At 67.8% G+C, this 15,819-nt stretch carries 11 protein-coding genes, 1 tRNA gene and 1 pseudogene; 8 read left to right on the forward strand and 5 right to left on the reverse strand.

Annotated elements, in window-relative coordinates; genetic code table 11:
- The first annotated feature begins 27 nt into the window (after positions 1–27).
- From gnd to AB0G15_RS12565, 8 genes are all read left to right on the forward strand, one after another.
- Positions 28–972 (forward strand): phosphogluconate dehydrogenase (NAD(+)-dependent, decarboxylating), encoded by a 945-nt coding sequence (gene gnd, locus AB0G15_RS12530; protein ID WP_362838070.1) that lies wholly within the window; start codon positions 28–30, stop codon positions 970–972.
- A gap of 102 nt (positions 973–1,074) precedes the next feature.
- Positions 1,075–2,256 carry a DNA replication/repair protein RecF gene (gene recF, locus AB0G15_RS12535; protein ID WP_362838073.1) on the forward strand — a complete coding sequence of 394 codons (1,182 nt, stop codon included), beginning with the start codon at positions 1,075–1,077 and terminating at the stop codon, positions 2,254–2,256.
- A 163-nt stretch (positions 2,257–2,419) separates the two neighbouring features.
- Positions 2,420–2,935 (forward strand): DciA family protein, encoded by a 516-nt coding sequence (locus tag AB0G15_RS12540; protein ID WP_362838075.1) that lies wholly within the window; start codon positions 2,420–2,422, stop codon positions 2,933–2,935.
- Between the two features lie 298 nt (positions 2,936–3,233).
- Positions 3,234–5,186, forward strand: a complete 1,953-nt coding sequence (gyrB, locus tag AB0G15_RS12545) for a DNA topoisomerase (ATP-hydrolyzing) subunit B (RefSeq protein WP_362838078.1) — start codon at positions 3,234–3,236, stop codon at positions 5,184–5,186.
- A 31-nt stretch (positions 5,187–5,217) separates the two neighbouring features.
- The gene (gene gyrA / locus AB0G15_RS12550; RefSeq protein ID WP_362838080.1) at positions 5,218–7,767 is read left to right on the forward strand and encodes a DNA gyrase subunit A; all 2,550 of its coding nucleotides are present in this window, start codon (positions 5,218–5,220) and stop codon (positions 7,765–7,767) included.
- 182 nt (positions 7,768–7,949) lie between these two features.
- Entirely contained in the window at positions 7,950–8,633 is a 684-nt protein-coding gene (locus AB0G15_RS12555) for a DUF3566 domain-containing protein (protein WP_362838082.1), read from the forward strand.
- 151 nt (positions 8,634–8,784) lie between these two features.
- Positions 8,785–8,858: transfer RNA gene (locus AB0G15_RS12560), tRNA-Ile, on the forward strand.
- 189 nt (positions 8,859–9,047) lie between these two features.
- Positions 9,048–9,497: a hypothetical protein gene (locus tag AB0G15_RS12565; protein WP_362838085.1), complete on the forward strand. Its 450-nt coding sequence runs from the start codon at positions 9,048–9,050 to the stop codon at positions 9,495–9,497.
- A gap of 97 nt (positions 9,498–9,594) precedes the next feature.
- On the opposite strand, the pseudogene AB0G15_RS12570 reads toward AB0G15_RS12565, so the two are convergent.
- The 5 genes and pseudogenes from AB0G15_RS12570 to AB0G15_RS12590 form a co-directional block, all read right to left on the reverse strand.
- A pseudogene (locus AB0G15_RS12570) lies at positions 9,595–9,909 on the reverse strand (tyrosine-type recombinase/integrase); the annotation flags it as partial.
- A 755-nt stretch (positions 9,910–10,664) separates the two neighbouring features.
- Positions 10,665–11,369, reverse strand: coding sequence for a DUF6461 domain-containing protein (locus AB0G15_RS12575; RefSeq protein WP_362838087.1), 705 nt, complete (start codon positions 11,367–11,369; stop codon positions 10,665–10,667).
- A gap of 587 nt (positions 11,370–11,956) precedes the next feature.
- Positions 11,957–12,826 (reverse strand): hypothetical protein, encoded by an 870-nt coding sequence (locus AB0G15_RS12580; protein WP_362838090.1) that lies wholly within the window; start codon positions 12,824–12,826, stop codon positions 11,957–11,959.
- A 337-nt stretch (positions 12,827–13,163) separates the two neighbouring features.
- Positions 13,164–14,630: a GMC oxidoreductase gene (locus AB0G15_RS12585; RefSeq protein ID WP_362838093.1), complete on the reverse strand. Its 1,467-nt coding sequence runs from the start codon at positions 14,628–14,630 to the stop codon at positions 13,164–13,166.
- Between the two features lie 448 nt (positions 14,631–15,078).
- The gene (locus AB0G15_RS12590; protein WP_362838096.1) at positions 15,079–15,666 is read right to left on the reverse strand and encodes a hypothetical protein; all 588 of its coding nucleotides are present in this window, start codon (positions 15,664–15,666) and stop codon (positions 15,079–15,081) included.
- Positions 15,667–15,819 lie beyond the last annotated feature (153 nt).

Raw genomic sequence — 15,819 nt, forward strand, 5'->3', positions numbered from 1 at the left:
ATGATGAAACCCTGAAGGGGGTCTCGTATGCAGATCGGCATGGTCGGGCTGGGCAAGATGGGCGGCAACATGGCTGAGCGCCTGCGCCGCGGCGGCCACGACGTCGTCGGGTACGACCGCGATCCCGCGGTCAGCGACGTCTCCGGCCTCGAGGAGCTGGTGGAGCGGCTCCAGGCGCCGCGCACCGTGTGGGTCATGGTGCCCTCCGGCGACCCGACCCGGGCGACGGTCGAGGCGCTCGGCGGCCTGCTGTCACCCGGCGACATCCTCGTCGACGGCGGCAACTCGCACTACGTCGACGACCAGAAGCACGGCGCCGAGCTCGCCGCCAAGGGTGTCGGCTTCGTCGACTGCGGCGTGAGCGGCGGCGTCTGGGGGCTGCAGAACGGCTACGCGCTCATGGTCGGCGGCGAGAAGGCCGACGTCGAGCGGGTGATGCCGATCTTCGAGACCCTCAAGCCCGAGGGCGAGGACGGTTTCGTGCACGCCGGCACGGTCGGCGCCGGTCACTTCGCCAAGATGGTCCACAACGGCATCGAGTACGGCATGATGCAGGCCTTCGCCGAGGGCTGGGAGCTGCTCGAGGCCTCCGACATCGTGACCGACGTGGCCGGCTCCTTCAAGAGCTGGCGGCAGGGCACGGTCATCCGCTCCTGGCTGCTCGACCTGATGGTCCGCGCGCTCGACGAGGACCCGTCCCTGGCGGAGCTGGAGGGCTACGCGCAGGACTCGGGCGAGGGCCGCTGGGCGGTGCAGGCCGCCGTCGAGCACGCGGTCCCGCTGCCGGTCATCACCGCCGCCCTGTACGCCAGGTTCGCCTCCCGCCAGGAAGACTCGCCGGCGATGAAGGTCGTCGCGGCCCTGCGCAACCAGTTCGGCGGCCACGCGGTCACCTCCAAGGCGGGCGCGGCCGAGAAGGGCGCCGACTCTCCCGGCGCCGACGTCACCCCGCCGGTCGAGACGGCCGGCTGACCCGCCGTCCCCGCGCGGCTCGCGCCATACCTTTTCCACAGGGCGCGAGCCGTACGGACGCGGGGGCCCCGGGGACGGACGGGGCCGACTAATCTTCCTGGGGTGCATGTCGCCCATCTCTCCCTGACCGACTTCCGGTCCTACGAAACCGTCGACCTCGGCATGGAGCCGGGGGTCACGGCCTTCGTCGGGCCCAACGGCATGGGAAAGACCAACCTGGTCGAGGCGCTGGGATACGTGGCGACGCAGGCCAGCCACCGGGTCGCCAACGACGGGCCGCTGGTCCGGCAGGGCGCGGCGCGGGCGATCGTCCGCTCGTCGGTGGTGCGCGACGACCGGCGCGCGCTGATCGAGCTGGAGATCAACCCGGGCAGGGCCAACCGGGCCAGGCTGAACCGCTCGCCCGTCTCCCGCCCCCGCGACGTCGTCGGCCTGCTGCGCACGGTCCTGTTCGCCCCTGAGGACCTCGCGATGGTCAAGGGCGACCCCTCCGAGCGGCGCCGGTTCCTCGACGACCTCCTGGTGGCCAGGACGCCCAGGTTCGCGGGGGTGCGCGCCGACTACGACCGGGTGCTCAAGCAGCGCGGAGCCCTGCTGCGCACCGCCGCGCAGGCCCGGCGGGGCTCCGGACGGAGCCGGAGCGCGCGGCGGGCCGAGAGCGACGCCGCGTTCGCCGAGGCGGGGGCGGGAGACCCGCTCAGCACCCTGGAGGTCTGGGACGCCCACCTGGCGACGCACGGCGCCGAGCTGCTCGCGGCCAGGCTGGAGCTCGTCGAGACGCTGCGCCCGCTGGTCGCCGCCTCGTACGCCTCGCTCGCGCCCGGCTCCGCCCCGGCGGGGCTGGAGTACCGCGGCACCCTGCCCCCGGACGCCGGGACCGACCGCGCCGAGCTGGCGGAGCGGCTGCGGGCCTGCCTGCTGGAGGTCCGCGCCTCCGAGCTCGAACGCGGCGTCACCCTCGTCGGACCGCACCGCGACGACCTGTTCCTCGGCCTGGGCGAGCTGCCGGCGCGCGGCTACGCCAGCCACGGCGAGTCGTGGTCGTTCGCGCTGGCGCTCAGGCTGGCCGCCTACGACCTGCTCAGGGCCGACGGGGGCGACCCGGTCCTGATCCTGGACGACGTCTTCGCCGAGCTGGACAACAGGCGCAGGCGCCGCCTGGCCGAGATGGTCGCCCCCGCGGAGCAGGTGCTGATCACCGCCGCGGTCCCCGACGACGTGCCGGGGGAGCTGGCCGGGAGCCGTTTCGACGTGACCGAGGGGGGCGTGGCCCGTGTCCGATGACGGTGGAGAGGGCGGACCGGTGCCCGTGCCGCGGGCCCCGGAGCCGAGACGGCGCGGCGCCGCGCGAGGTGGTCAGGAGCGGGGCGGGCCCGACCCCCGTTCGCCGGACCCGGCCGCCCCTGACGGCGCGGCACCCGCGCCGAGTGGTACGGGTGGTGCGGGGGTGGACGGCGCCGCCGCCGGATCGGCGAGGAGCGCGGCCGCCAAGGGGGCCGCGATGGCCAGGGAGAAGCTGGCCCAGGCCAAGTCGGACGCCGCCAGGCGGGGACAGCTCCCCCGCCGCGAGCCGCGGCGCAGGGCGTCGGGGGCGCGCAGGGACTCCGGTGATCCCCAGCTCTTCGGCAGGGCCATCGCCGACCTGCTGTCCGATCGCGGTTGGGAGCAGCCCGCCGCGATCGGCGGGGTTTTCGGTCGCTGGCACGAGATCGTCGGCGCCGACATGGCGGCCCACACCAAGCCGGAGACCTTCGCCGACGGTGAGGTCGTGGTGGTCGCCGACTCCACCGCCTGGGCCACCCAGGTGCGGTTGCTGGCGAGGACGCTCGTCAGGAGGTTGAACGAGGAGCTCGGGGACGGAACGGTGCAAAAGGTAAAAGTTCGTGGACCGCAGAACGGTCCCCGCTCCAGCGGTGGCCTGCGCGTCACCGGAAGCCGCGGTCCGGGCGACACGTACGGCTGATCCGAGGCTCGAAAACGGATCAGCGGCCTTTCTGACGGGGCGAACCCCGTCCCCGTAGGGGGATGTCCAAGACGATGATCGTCGCGCGACAGGCCATTCCAGAGGCCGTCAATGCCACATGATGTGCTCTGAGCCGCTAGAATGAAATCGAATTCCGGACACGTCCGTTTGCGTGTCACCCCCGGCGCGCATGCCGGCTCCCCTGGGTGAACGCATCGGGGCATTCACGACGGTGACGGGCACGGCGGGGCTACATGTTGTCTCCCTGCCGCGTGTCCGCGGCAGGAGGATTTCGCACTTGTCCTACGACGCTAGCTCAATCACCGTTCTCGAAGGGCTTGAGGCGGTCCGTAAGCGCCCCGGCATGTACATCGGCTCCACCGGCGAGCGCGGTCTGCACCACCTCGTCTACGAGGTCGTGGACAACTCCGTCGACGAGGCGCTGGCGGGACACGCCGACCGGATCGAGGTCACCCTGCTCGCCGACAACGGCGTGCGGGTCGTCGACAACGGCCGCGGCATCCCCGTCGGGAACGTCCCCGGCGAGAACCGTCCCGCGGTCGAGGTCGTCCTGACCGTGCTGCACGCGGGCGGCAAGTTCGACGACAAGTCGTACGCGGTCTCCGGAGGCCTGCACGGCGTGGGCGTCTCCGTCGTCAACGCGCTGTCCAGCAAGCTCGACGTGGAGATCCGCACCGAGGGCCACCACTGGCGCCAGAGTTACGTCGAGAGCAGGCCCACCGCCCCGCTGGCCAAGGGCGAGAAGGCCGACGAGACCGGCACCTCGATCACCTTCTGGGCCGACGAGACCATCTTCGAGACCACGACCTGGCACTTCGAGACCCTCGCGCGCCGCTTCCAGGAGATGGCCTTCCTCAACAAGGGCCTGACGATCTCCATCAGGGACGAGCGCCCCGACTTCGCCGAGGGCGAGGAGGGCGAGCCCAGGGAGGCCACCTTCCACTACGAGGGCGGCCTGTCCGACTTCGTCAAGCACCTCAACTCCAAGAAGGAGCCGGCCCACCTCTCGGTGATCGACTTCGAGGAGCAGGGCGAGGGCATCGCCGTCGAGATCGCGATGCAGTGGAACAACTCCTACAGCGAGTCCGTCTACACCTTCGCCAACACGATCAACACGGCCGAGGGCGGCACCCACGAGGAGGGCTTCCGGGCGGCGCTGACGTCCATCGTCAACCGCTACGCGCGCGAGCAGAAGTTCCTCAAGGAGGGCAAGGACGACAACCTCGCCGGAGAGGACATCCGCGAGGGACTCACCGCGATCATCTCGGTGAAGCTGACCGACCCGCAGTTCGAGGGCCAGACCAAGACCAAGCTGGGCAACACCGAGGCCAAGTCGTTCGTCCAGAAGGCGTGCAACGACCACCTGCGCGACTGGTTCGAGCGCAACCCCGGCGAGGCCAAGGACATCATCACGAAGTCCCTGCAGGCCTCCCGCGCCCGCCTCGCGGCCCGCCAGGCCCGCGACCTGACCCGGCGCAAGTCGCTGCTGGAGTCGGGCTCGGGGCTGCCGGGCAAGCTGGCCGACTGCCAGTGGAGCGACCCGGAGAAGTGCGAGCTGTACATCGTCGAGGGTGACTCGGCGGGCGGCTCCGCCAAGGGCGGCCGCGACTCCAAGTTCCAGGCGATCCTCCCGATCCGCGGCAAGATCCTCAACGTCGAGAAGGCCCGGATCGACAAGGTCCTGCAGAACAACGAGGTCCAGGCGCTGATCACCGCCATGGGCACGGGCGTGCACGACGAGTTCGACATCGCCAAGCTCCGCTACCACAAGCTCATCCTGATGGCGGACGCCGACGTCGACGGCCAGCACATCACCACGCTGCTGCTGACCCTGCTGTTCCGCTTCATGCGGCCGCTGATCGAGGCCGGGCACGTCTACCTCTCCCAGCCGCCCCTCTACAAGATCAAGTGGGACCGGAAGGGCGAGGACGCCTCCTACGCCTACTCCGACCGCGAGCGCGACGCGGTCATCCAGGCGGGCATCGACGCGGGCAAGCCCGACCCCCGGCCGCGCGACAACGTGCAGCGCTTCAAGGGTCTGGGCGAGATGAACGCCGCCCAGCTCTGGGAGACGACCATGAACCCGGACACCCGCCTTCTCCTCCAGGTCACCCTCGACGACGCGGCCCAGGCCGACGAGCTGTTCAGCGTGCTCATGGGTGAGGACGTCGAAGCCCGCCGCTCCTTCATCATCAGGAACGCCCGGGACGTCCGTTTCCTCGACGTGTAGCGGTAGCCGTACCAGAAAAGGATCTTGACCTGTGACGGAAGTCAACACTCCGCCCGGCCCTCCGACCGACCGCGTCGAGCCGGTCGACATCCAGTCCGAGATGCAGCGCAGCTACATGGACTACGCGATGTCGGTCATCGTCTCGCGCGCGCTGCCGGACGTCCGCGACGGCCTCAAGCCGGTGCACCGCCGCGTGCTGTACGCCATGTACGACGGCGGCTACCGGCCCGACCGCGGCTACTTCAAGTGCTCCCGCGTCGTCGGTGACGTCATGGGCTCCTACCACCCGCACGGCGACGCGTCGATCTACGCCACCGTGGTGCGGATGGCCCAGCCCTGGTCGCTGCGCTACACGCTGGTCGACGGTCAGGGCAACTTCGGCTCGCCGGGCAACGACCCGCCGGCCGCGATGCGCTACACCGAGTGCAAGCTCGCGCCCATCGCGATGGAGATGCTGCGCGACATCGACAAGGACACCGTCGATCTCGTCCCCAACTACGACGGGCGCTCCCAGGAGCCCCTCGTCCTGCCCTCGCGCTTCCCCAACCTGCTGGTCAACGGGGCGGCGGGCATCGCGGTCGGCATGGCCACCAACATCCCGCCGCACAACCTGCGGGAGGTGGCCGGCGGCATCGTCTGGTGCCTGCAGAACCCCGACGCCGACGACGAGGAACTCCTCGAGGCGCTGATCGCCCGGGTCAAGGGGCCCGACTTCCCCACCGGCGCGCTGATCGTCGGCCGCCGCGGCATCGACGACGCGTACCGCACCGGGCGCGGCTCGATCACCATGCGGGCGATCGTCGAGGTCGAGGAGGACGCCAAGGGCCGCCAGTGCCTGGTCGTCACCGAACTCCCGTACCAGGTCAACCCGGACAACCTCGCGCTGACCATCGCCGAGGCGGTCAAGGACGGCCGGATCAGCGGCATCGCCGACGTCCGCGACGAGAGCTCCTCGCGCGTCGGCCAGCGCCTGGTGATCGTGCTCAAGCGCGACGCGGTCGCCAAGGTCGTGCTGAACAACCTCTTCAAGCACACCCAGCTGCAGACCACCTTCGGCGCCAACATGCTCGCCCTGGTCGACGGGGTGCCGCGAACGCTCAGGCTCGACCAGTTCGTCCGCCACTACGTGGCGCACCAGATCGAGGTCGTGGTCCGCAGGACCCGATACCTGCTGCGCAAGGCCGAGGAGCGGGCGCACATCCTGCGCGCGCTGCTCAAGGCCCTGGAGCGGATGGACGAGGTCATCGCCCTGATCCGGCAGTCGCCCTCGGCGTCCGCGGCGCAGGGCGGCCTGATGACGCTGCTGGAGATCGACGAGATCCAGGCGCAGGCCATCCTCGACATGCAGCTGCGCAAGCTGGCCGCCCTGGAGCGCCAGCAGATCACCGACGAGCACGACTCGCTGATGGCGCAGATCACCGAGTACCAGGCGATCCTCGCCTCGCCCGAGCGGCAGCGCACGATCGTCCAGGACGAGCTCACGGAGCTCACCGGCCGGTACGGCGACGAGCGCAAGACCGAGATCATCGCCTACGAGGGCGACATGTCGATCGAGGACCTCCTCGCCGAGGAGGACATGGTCGTCACGATCACCCGCGGCGGCTACGCCAAGCGAACCAACACGGATCTTTACCGGGCGCAGAAGCGCGGCGGCAAGGGCGTGCGGGGCGCGCAGCTGCGCCAGGACGACATCGTCGACCACTTCTTCGTCACCACGACGCACCACTGGCTGCTGTTCTTCACGAACAAGGGCCGCGTCTACCGGGTCAAGGCGTACGAGCTGCCCGACTCCGGCCGCGACGCGCGCGGGCAGCACCTGGCGAACCTGCTGGCCATGCAGCCGGACGAGGTCGTGATGGAGGTCCTCGACCTGCGCGACTACGAGGTCGCCCCGTACCTGGTGCTGGCCACCCGCAGCGGCCTGGTGAAGAAGACGCGCCTTTCCGAGTACGACTCGCCGCGCACGGGTGGTCTCATCGCGATCAATTTGCGAGAAGATGACGAGGTGATCGCCGCCAGGCTGGTGTCGGAGGACGACGACCTCCTCCTCGTCTCGCGTGGCGCCCAGTCCATCCGCTTCACGGCCTCCGACGAGGCCATGCGCCCGATGGGCAGGGCGACCAGCGGTGTGATCGGCATGCGCTTCCTCGACGGCGACGAGCTCCTGGCGATGAACCGGATCGCCGACGGCGACAACGTGCTCATCGCCACCGAGGGCGGATACGCCAAGCGCACTCCCGTGGATCAGTACCCTCTTCAGGGAAGAGGTGGAAAGGGAGTCCTGACCGCCAAGATCGTCAGCGCTCGTGGCAAGCTGGTTGGCGCGGTCATGGTCAGACCCGAGGACGAGGTTTTCGCGATCACGTCCGCCGGAGGGGTTATCCGGACGAGTGCCGGGGAGATCAAGCAGTCTGGCCGCCAGACGATGGGGGTTCGGCTGATGAATCTGGCGGAGGGGGACAGCGTCGTGGCGCTGGCCCGTAATGCGGAGGCACTGGAGACCGGGGAGAACCCGGCGACCGAGGAAGGCGCCGAGCCGCAGGTGGAGACCGGTGAGAACGGGGAAGGGGAGAATCCGTGAGTGCTCAGGGCAAACCGGGATCGCGCCCCGCCTCCTCGTCGACACGCGATCAGGCGACGGAGAAGATGGACAAGACCGCTGGAACGAAGGACGTCGAGGCGGCCTCGTCACCGGTTAACGGTAGCGCGCCCGCGCCGGAAACCGATGAATCGGTATCCGACGATCGCAAGGGCAGGAAAAAAGTGACGACAGAGGACGGCAAGCAGGCCGACACCACGGTGCGAATCCGTCCAGGCGGATCTCCACCACCCTCCGCGCCACCGCTGCAGTCGCCCAAGCCGCCCTCGTCGCAGACCTCGCCTCCGCCGGGAGGGCAGCAGCAGGGCCGCTCCCCGGTCGCCCCGCCCGGGCCGCCGCCCGGGGGCCAGCAGGGCCGTTCACCGGCCGGGCAGCAGAACAACCGCGCCCCGTGGTCGCCCGGCAGCCTGTCGTCGCCCCAGGCCCCTGAGACATCCGGCAAGAAGGCCACGGACGTCGGCGGTCCCAGGTCGCCCCGCAAGGCGCACCTGGTGCTGCGCAGGGTCGAACCGTGGTCGGCGATGAAGTTCAGCTTCGTCGTGTCACTGGTCTGCTTCGTGGTGCTGTTCATCGCGGTCGCGGTGCTCTACATGGTGCTGTCCGGCCTCGGGGTGTTCGAGAACATCATCCAGACGGTCACCCAGCTGACGACGGCCGACGGCAAGGCCACCAGCGGCGTCGACATCGCCTCCTGGTTCGAGCCGGTCCGCATCCTGGGCTACACCGCCCTGATCGGCGCGGTGAACGTCGTGCTGATCACCGCCCTCTCCACCCTCGGCGCGGTGATCTACAACGTCGCCTCCGACCTGGTCGGCGGCGTGGAGGTCACCTTCAGCGAGGCCGAGTAGCCGGCCCGTCGCGTGTTCGCGCCATGTTCCCGCCCGTTCGGGGCCGGGGACATGGCGCGAGCAGGCACCGAAACAGGGTAAGCTTTTCCCTGTTCGAGCGAACGGGTTCGCCTCCACCAAACGGATGCGAGACCGTTCGTCTGTGTGATGAGGGGCTATAGCTCAGACGGTTAGAGCGCTTCCCTGATAAGGAAGAGGTCCCAGGTTCAAGTCCTGGTAGCCCCACCCAGCTCAGAGGCCATTTCCCGGCAGGGAAGTGGCCTTTTTCGATCTTCCGGGCGACCAGGTGAGTGACTAGGGTCGTATCTCGTCCGAAGGTCACGAGCTACAGCCGGAACACTGAGCCTCCCCGTCCCCTGATCCGCCTGGAGGGCCGGAGGATGAGCGGTTGTGAGGCCCTGGGGGATATGGGCGATGAAGCACCGCGCACTGTTGTGCTGGACGGGCGCCATCCTTCTGTCCACCCTTCCTCACTGGGCCTCTTTGCGAGTGGATACAGAGATCTACATCTGCGCCTCTCTGAACACCGAAGACGGATACACCGGTCGTGACGCGCTCGGCCTGGGCTTCGGCGCGATGGCCACTCTTCTTCCCCCTGCTCTGACAACGCTGGCCGTGGCCGCATGGCGATCATCGCCCCGAAGGCGCCGGCTCCTGGGTTGGATGGGAGCGGGCGGAGCCCTCGCGACAGCCGCTTACTACGCACTGTCGACCATCGCGTTCTTCTCCCCCTATTGCCCCGAGGGTTCGCGGGGGCCTGGATTCGTGCTCCCGCTCTACGGCGCCATCGCCGCGCTCGTCCTGATCGCCGGTGTGCCACGAGCCGAGAACAAGCCCGATGCGGAGGCCGCGACACGGTCATGAACAGCGTTGGAGCCTGTAGGAAGATCTGATCCATCGCCTCGTCTCCTTCCGGTGGTACCGGGCCCATTAGTGCAGGGCGGAGTTGCTTCCGGTAGACCTTCTCCGTCACCGCGGTCCCCCTGTGGCCGACCAAGGCCATTCCCGAGTCCGACAGCAGCGAGACGAAGCTGTGCCGCATCTCCCGAGGGGTCCGCTCGTCCTCGTTGAGATCGGTCCTTTTGAGGATCACCCGGAAGGCCCGGCGGACGTTGGCCGCGTTCAGCTCGGTCCCGTGTTTGCTCGCGAAGACGAGATCGTTCTCCTGCCACAGATCTCCTGCCTTCTCCCGCGCGAGCGCCTGTAAGGCTTCGGTTGGTGATTGACGGATCAGTGTCGGCTGATGCTTTCCACCGGCCTGGATTCTGCAGTTGATGTGGCCGCTTGCCCGCCGGCCGGGCGTGCGGGCCTTGGCGGCCGGTCCCGGCCGGCAGCAGCTACGGTCGCCTCCGCTACACGAAGACTCACGCTTGGCTTTGGTTCGTCTCTGCTCCTGTTCAAGGTCATCGTCATGACATTCTGCTTTTTATGAATGAGCCCTCCACTGAATCTTTCGGGAAGATCCATGAATCCGGTGGCTCCGAGTCGGCGATCCAAGCACTTGGAGCCATCGGTCCATCTCGTGAACCTCGCAACAACGCATACATGATTCGTGGAGTCAGTAGTGTCCTGATTTTCCTGGCCGGATTCGTTGCTCTGCTCTCAGTGCTGAACGGAAACGAGAGCTTCACTACCGTGGCCATCGTGTTTGCGATCATCGGGATCGGGGGCCGGATCGAAGCAGCAGTACGACTACGGTCCTGAAGCTCAGACTGTTCCTGCTCGACCACAACCAAGCAGGCACTTCTTGGGACCGCGGCAACTCCGGCGACCCTACGCCCGTCTCTACGGGGCTTTCCCTGCCAGCAGCGCCGTCCAGGCAGCCCGAGCTTCGGCGATTGACCAGCGGTGACTTTCGTCCACCTGGTGGCCGTCGTCGAGTTGGAGGGTGCGCCGGATGAACCCCTGCCCGCCGTCCTGGAACAGCTCATACACCGTGGCCCGGCACCCGCACGCCCACGCCACCGGCCGCACCCGCTCCAATGAAGCGAGCCCTCCGAGGGCCGCTGCCACGTTCCCGCCTGATCGCGATCACCTGTTGTTGATCACGGCGCCCAGAAGCCGTATGTCGAGCATGTCTTGAGAGAAGGGGAAACCAGTGATCTTTCTTGCCAGGGCGAAAGCGCGCGGGAATTCTCCGGGGTCGGAGTCCTCCAGGTCTTCGTCCAAGTCCAGGTCAGGATCCAGATCGGGGTCCAGTCCGACTTCGCGCATCATGTCGACGAATCGATCGGGATCGCTACCTGCGCGCGCATCTGGACCCAGCAGGTCGAACCATGTGACCAGTTCGCCGTCGGCCGCGTAGACGAAGAAGTCCGTGGCATGGATATTGCGGTTGATCGATACGACCTCGGTCGCTTGAGAAAGCCGTCTCAGCAGGGGACGGTCGACCGCGATCGATGCCGCCCAGAACTGGATGAGCACCGTCCAGCCGTCTGTCTCCAGTGCGCCTACGTAACCGGTGCGCATCCCGTCGTCCGAGTCGATGCACTTCATCGTTCGTTCCTGCAGTTCTTCGAAGGTGGCCTCTTCGATCCCGTCGGTTTCTGCCCCGAGACGAGTCAGCGCCTCGGCAGGGGGGAGGGATCGAACGAAGGACACGCAGGAGACGTCGTAGAACGGCCCGAACTCCGAAAGCCAGCCGAATTCCTCGTGCAGGTCTGTCACCGTGACTCCCATGATCAGTTGCGCGTCATGATGCCAGCCGTCACCGACAAGGGTGGTACCGCTGCTCATGGGGATACTGACAGCGCCTCGGAAGACGCGGCGGTGAGTGACCAACTGAGTGACGACAACCACGGACGAGGCTGGACGTCGGTGGATCACCGTGGACCGTACGCGCAGGTGGGAGCGGGTGTGCCCGTGGTCCCGCTCCCTCCCGCGTTGCCTGATGAGGAAGAGGTCCCAGGCTCAAGTCCTGGTAACCCCACCAGCGAAAAACGCCCCGAAGCGATTATGCTCCGGGGCGTTTCGCTGTAACGAGCACTGCGACGACCTCGTGCGACCAGTCCGTCGGCTCCGTCCCGCATGATTGGCGGGCGGATGATCTCGTTCGGCCACTACGCCGCTCTGGCAACCGGCCGGTGCGACCTGCCCTAGCCGGCTGTCTTTACCTGACCGGAGGTCTGGTGTTCGCCGCGAGCCCGCTCCCCGGTCGCGGGCGGGTCGGCCACCTAACCGGGATCGCCCTGAGAGGCGACCGGATGGGCGTGGGGTGACTCGGACGGCCTTGGACACCGCTACGGGCAGGTGTCCGACCGGCTCCTTGCCCGCAGCGGGCCGAATCGGCCTGAGCGTATTGTCAGGCGACACTTCCGCAGCATTTACGGCAGGACCACGAAGTCACACCAAACCGACCAGTCCGAGACGGAAGCTCCGTCCTCGGCACGCACACGGAAGCGGTAGTCGCCCTCGGACAGTGTGCCCGGCGGGAGGTTTGCCGACAGGTGCAGGGAGGCCAGTTCGGTTCTCGGCTCCTCCTCGCCGCGGCTGATCTCGAACCTGCCGACGAGGTTGGGATTGTCCGACGGTGGGGTGGCGGCGAACTGACCCAGCTGCGGGGTGTGCAGGACGGGGACCTTTGCCGGGTCGTCGCAGGACTGGAAGGGGCTGTAGGGGCCCTGGGAGATCAGCAACGTGGTCGGCACGCCGGGCTTTTGCACCTCACCGGTATGGACCGTGAACGCGCACCACGGCAGCCAGGCCGATTTCCCGGTGGTGGCGTCTTCGGCCCGCACCCGGAAACGGTATTTCCCGTCCTGGAGCAGTCCTTCGGGTACCTGGTACCTGGCCCGTATTTCGGTGCCGGACTCAAAGGGCGCTTTGGCGGTCAGCAGCGGGGGACGGCCGGGGCGAGCCACCTGGACGACCATCTGAAGGTCCGGATGGCCCGTGTCGAAGAAATCGCGGTGTGCGCTGATGACGGGGGTGAGAGTCCTGGACAGGACTTTTCCAGTTTCGCATCCGTGCGGCAACGTGAGGGAGGAGGAGCTCAGGGAGGGATTGACGGGCGGGAGCGGCGGTGAGGCCGAGGTCGAATCCGCCGACGCCGCCGGCGCGACGATCGCGCCGAGGGCGAGGGCCGCGACAATCGCCGTCACTGCCCGCAGCCTTCGTAGCAGCGGGCCGCCCTGTGTCATGCTCACGAGATTCATGGACTCTCTTTCTTGGAGATCGTTGAGCCCATCCCACATGATCACTCGATTTTGTTGAACCTTCCGGGTTGGTACGTAAGGGATATGTCATAAATACTGGCAGGTAGATTAAAGGGCGCCGTAGAAGCCGCCGAGATCCAGGTGGTACATCCCTGAACCGCTCTGAGGTAAGAGCGTCACAGAGCGGGTGCGCGGCGAGCGGTGTCCGGTGCCCGGCGTGGAAGATCCCGCCGCGCGGGAACCGGGCCGCCAGGGCCGGCAAGGTGACGCGGCCGGCGGGAAGGCGGCGGCGCCGCTGATCCACCGGGTCGGTTCGCCGCGGCCTGTACGCCCTGCGGTGTGCCGGGTTCGCGGTCGGCCACTCCGCGGGCCGTCGTCACAGATCGGTGGCTATGATCTTCTCGATGTTCCGTTCGGCGAGCGCCGTGATGGTGACGAACGGGTTGACGGTGGTGTTGCCGGGGATCAGCGAACCGTCGATGACGTACAGGCCGGGGTAGGCGGTGAGGCGGCCGTAGTTGTCGGTGGCCCTGTTCAGTACCGCGCCGCCGAGCGGGTGGTACGTGAGGTGGTCGCCCCAGATCTTGTACACGCCGAAGAGGTCGGTCCGGTAGATCGTCCCCTCCTTGGCGTTGATCTTGTCGAAGATCGTCTTGGCCATGTCGATGGACGGCTGCTTCCAGGAGGTCTGCCAGTTCAGGTCGACCTTGCCCGTCGTGGCGTTCCAGGAGAACTGGGCGCGGTTGGGATTCCTGGTGATCGACAGGTAGAACGAGGCGAACGTCTCGATGCCGACCGGTAGCGGTGCGACCTCGGCGAACGCGCCACCGGCGGCCCAGTTGTCGATACCGGAGCAGGGAATGGTCGACTGGAGGCTGCCGGTCGGGTCCCACAGGTGGTTGGCGCGGCCGCACATGACGTTGCCGTTGTCGCCCCAGTTCTTGCCGATCTCGTTGTTCAGGTTGGGCAGCGCGCCGGTGGCCTTCAGCTTGACCAGCAGCTTGCTGGTGCCGACGCTGCCGGCGGCGAAGAACACCTTGTCCGCGGTCACGGTCTTGGTGGCCGTGACGTCACCGCTGGTGTTGATCTGCTCGATGACGACCGTGTAGCGGCCGCCGGCCGCCGGGGCGACCGAGGTGACCCTGTGCAGCGGAGAGACGGTGACGTTGCCGGTGGCCCTGGCCAGGGCGATGTAGGTCTTCTGCAGCGACTTCTTGCCGTGGTTGTTGCCGTAGAGGATCTCGCCGGCCAGCGCCGACTTGGTGGCCGTTCCGGCCGCCTCCTGCTTCATGTAGGTCCAGTCGTACACGTTGGGCACGAAGACGAACGGGAGGCTGGAACGCTGGGCGTGCTTTCTGCCGACCCGGCTGTACTGGTAGCAGGCGGTGGTGTCGAACCAGGCCGGGTCGATGGAGGTGACCCCGAGTCCGGCGTTGGCGCGCGGATAGTAGGTGTCGTACATCTCGTCGGCGTTCACCGACGGGAGGACGGCGCCGAAGTTCTCGCGCCTGGGGGTGACGGCCATGCCGCCGTTGACCAGTGACCCGCCGCCGACGCCGCGGCCCTGGTAGACCGTGATGCCGCCGAACTCCTCGGCGTCCAGGATCCCTGTGTAGCGGGTGATGTCCCTGTCGATCGGGAAGCCGAGGAAGTAGTTGAGGGGGGCCTTGGTCCTGGTACGCAGCCAGTAGGACCGGTGGTCCGGCGCGGTCGTGGTGCAGAAGATCTTGCCGTCGGAGCCCGGGGTGTCCCAGGCCATGCCCATCTCGATCATGTGCACGCTGACACCGGCCTGGGCGAGACGCAGGGCGGCGACGGAACCTCCGTATCCGGTGCCGATCACCAGGGCTGGGACGTGAGTGCCGTCGGCGATCGGAGCGGCCGCGGTGACGGATTGCGCCTGGGCCGCGGTGGTGTGACCCGTGAGGGCTGTGATCCCTATTATGGAACCAGTTCCAGTTATGAATCCGCGACGTGATATGCCTTTGGGGTTGGATCCAGCTGAGCCTTTCTTGGTCATGTGATTTTCCTCACACTCGGGGGGTGGAACCAGTTCTATATGTTTCTGGCGTGTTAATCCACCACGCGTCCGCGAGTGATGTGTGTCCTGAGGGCTACCGGAAACTCCAGGCACGGTTCGGGGCGGCCTGTCATCGTGGCTCCCGTGTCATGCGGGCGTCATGGTGACAGCCGCCCCGGCAGATCGGGCGGGCGTCACGGTGACAGCCGCCCCCGGTGGCCGTTCGAGGGGCGTACGGATGTGACGGCCGTCCGCCCCGGTGTCCGGGACGTCAGTTCTCGCAGGACTCCCTGACCTCGGCGGCGCAGAAGTCCCTGCCCGCCCCGCCGACGACGGAGTCGGCGCCCGCGTTGCCTTCGAGGACGTCGTCGCCGTCGTTCCCGTTCATGGTGTCGCCGCCGGTCTGGCCGGAGACGATGTCGCGGGCCGCACCGCCGGAGAAACCGTCCCTGCCGGCCCCCAGGAAGGCGCGCATGGACAGGGCGGTGTTGTTGCGCAGGGTGTCGGCGCCCCCCTGGAGGTTGGCCTGGATGCCGGTGATCCCGGTCGCGGGGCAGCGGACCGTGTTGTCGTCGATCTTCTGGCAGGTCCCCCCGGTGGAGAGCGTGTCGGTGGAGTTCCTGATGAGGAGCGAGCCGTCGGCGTCGACGTCGATGCTGATGTCGTCGGCCAGGTTCCCCGCGTTGACGGACAGCAGGCTTCCGGTCACGACCACTTTGGTGTCGGCCAGCGCGGGCCCGGCGAGGGCCAGCGGCGGGGTGACTGTCAAGATCCCCACCGCCAGCACCCGCAGCCCGGCCCTGCGGATCGCACCCGGCCGCGACACCTCACGCTTCGTGACGTTCCTCCGTGTACGCATGAATCCCCCGTGTGTTCGGTCGCCGGCCACTTCTGGTGGTGGCCGGCCGACGGGCTCCTGTGCCCGGGGACGATTACATCCCGTCACCACCCGCGACCTCGCGTCGCTGCGCGCACGGTGTGAGAACTGTTTTACGGAGAGTTCTGAAAGCTA

Origin of the sequence: Streptosporangium sp. NPDC023825, from assembly GCF_040639575.1 — a bacterium.
Lineage (GTDB): Bacteria > Actinomycetota > Actinomycetes > Streptosporangiales > Streptosporangiaceae > Streptosporangium.

Coding starts and splice junctions, on each gene's coding strand:
- gnd (WP_362838070.1), top strand. CDS start 28: ATGCAGATCGGCATGGTCGGGCTGGGCAAGATGGGCGGCAACATGGCT.
- AB0G15_RS12565 (WP_362838085.1), top strand. CDS start 9,048: ATGAAGCACCGCGCACTGTTGTGCTGGACGGGCGCCATCCTTCTGTCC.
- AB0G15_RS12575 (WP_362838087.1), bottom strand. CDS start 11,369: ATGAGCAGCGGTACCACCCTTGTCGGTGACGGCTGGCATCATGACGCG.
- AB0G15_RS12580 (WP_362838090.1), bottom strand. CDS start 12,826: ATGTGGGATGGGCTCAACGATCTCCAAGAAAGAGAGTCCATGAATCTC.
- AB0G15_RS12590 (WP_362838096.1), bottom strand. CDS start 15,666: ATGCGTACACGGAGGAACGTCACGAAGCGTGAGGTGTCGCGGCCGGGT.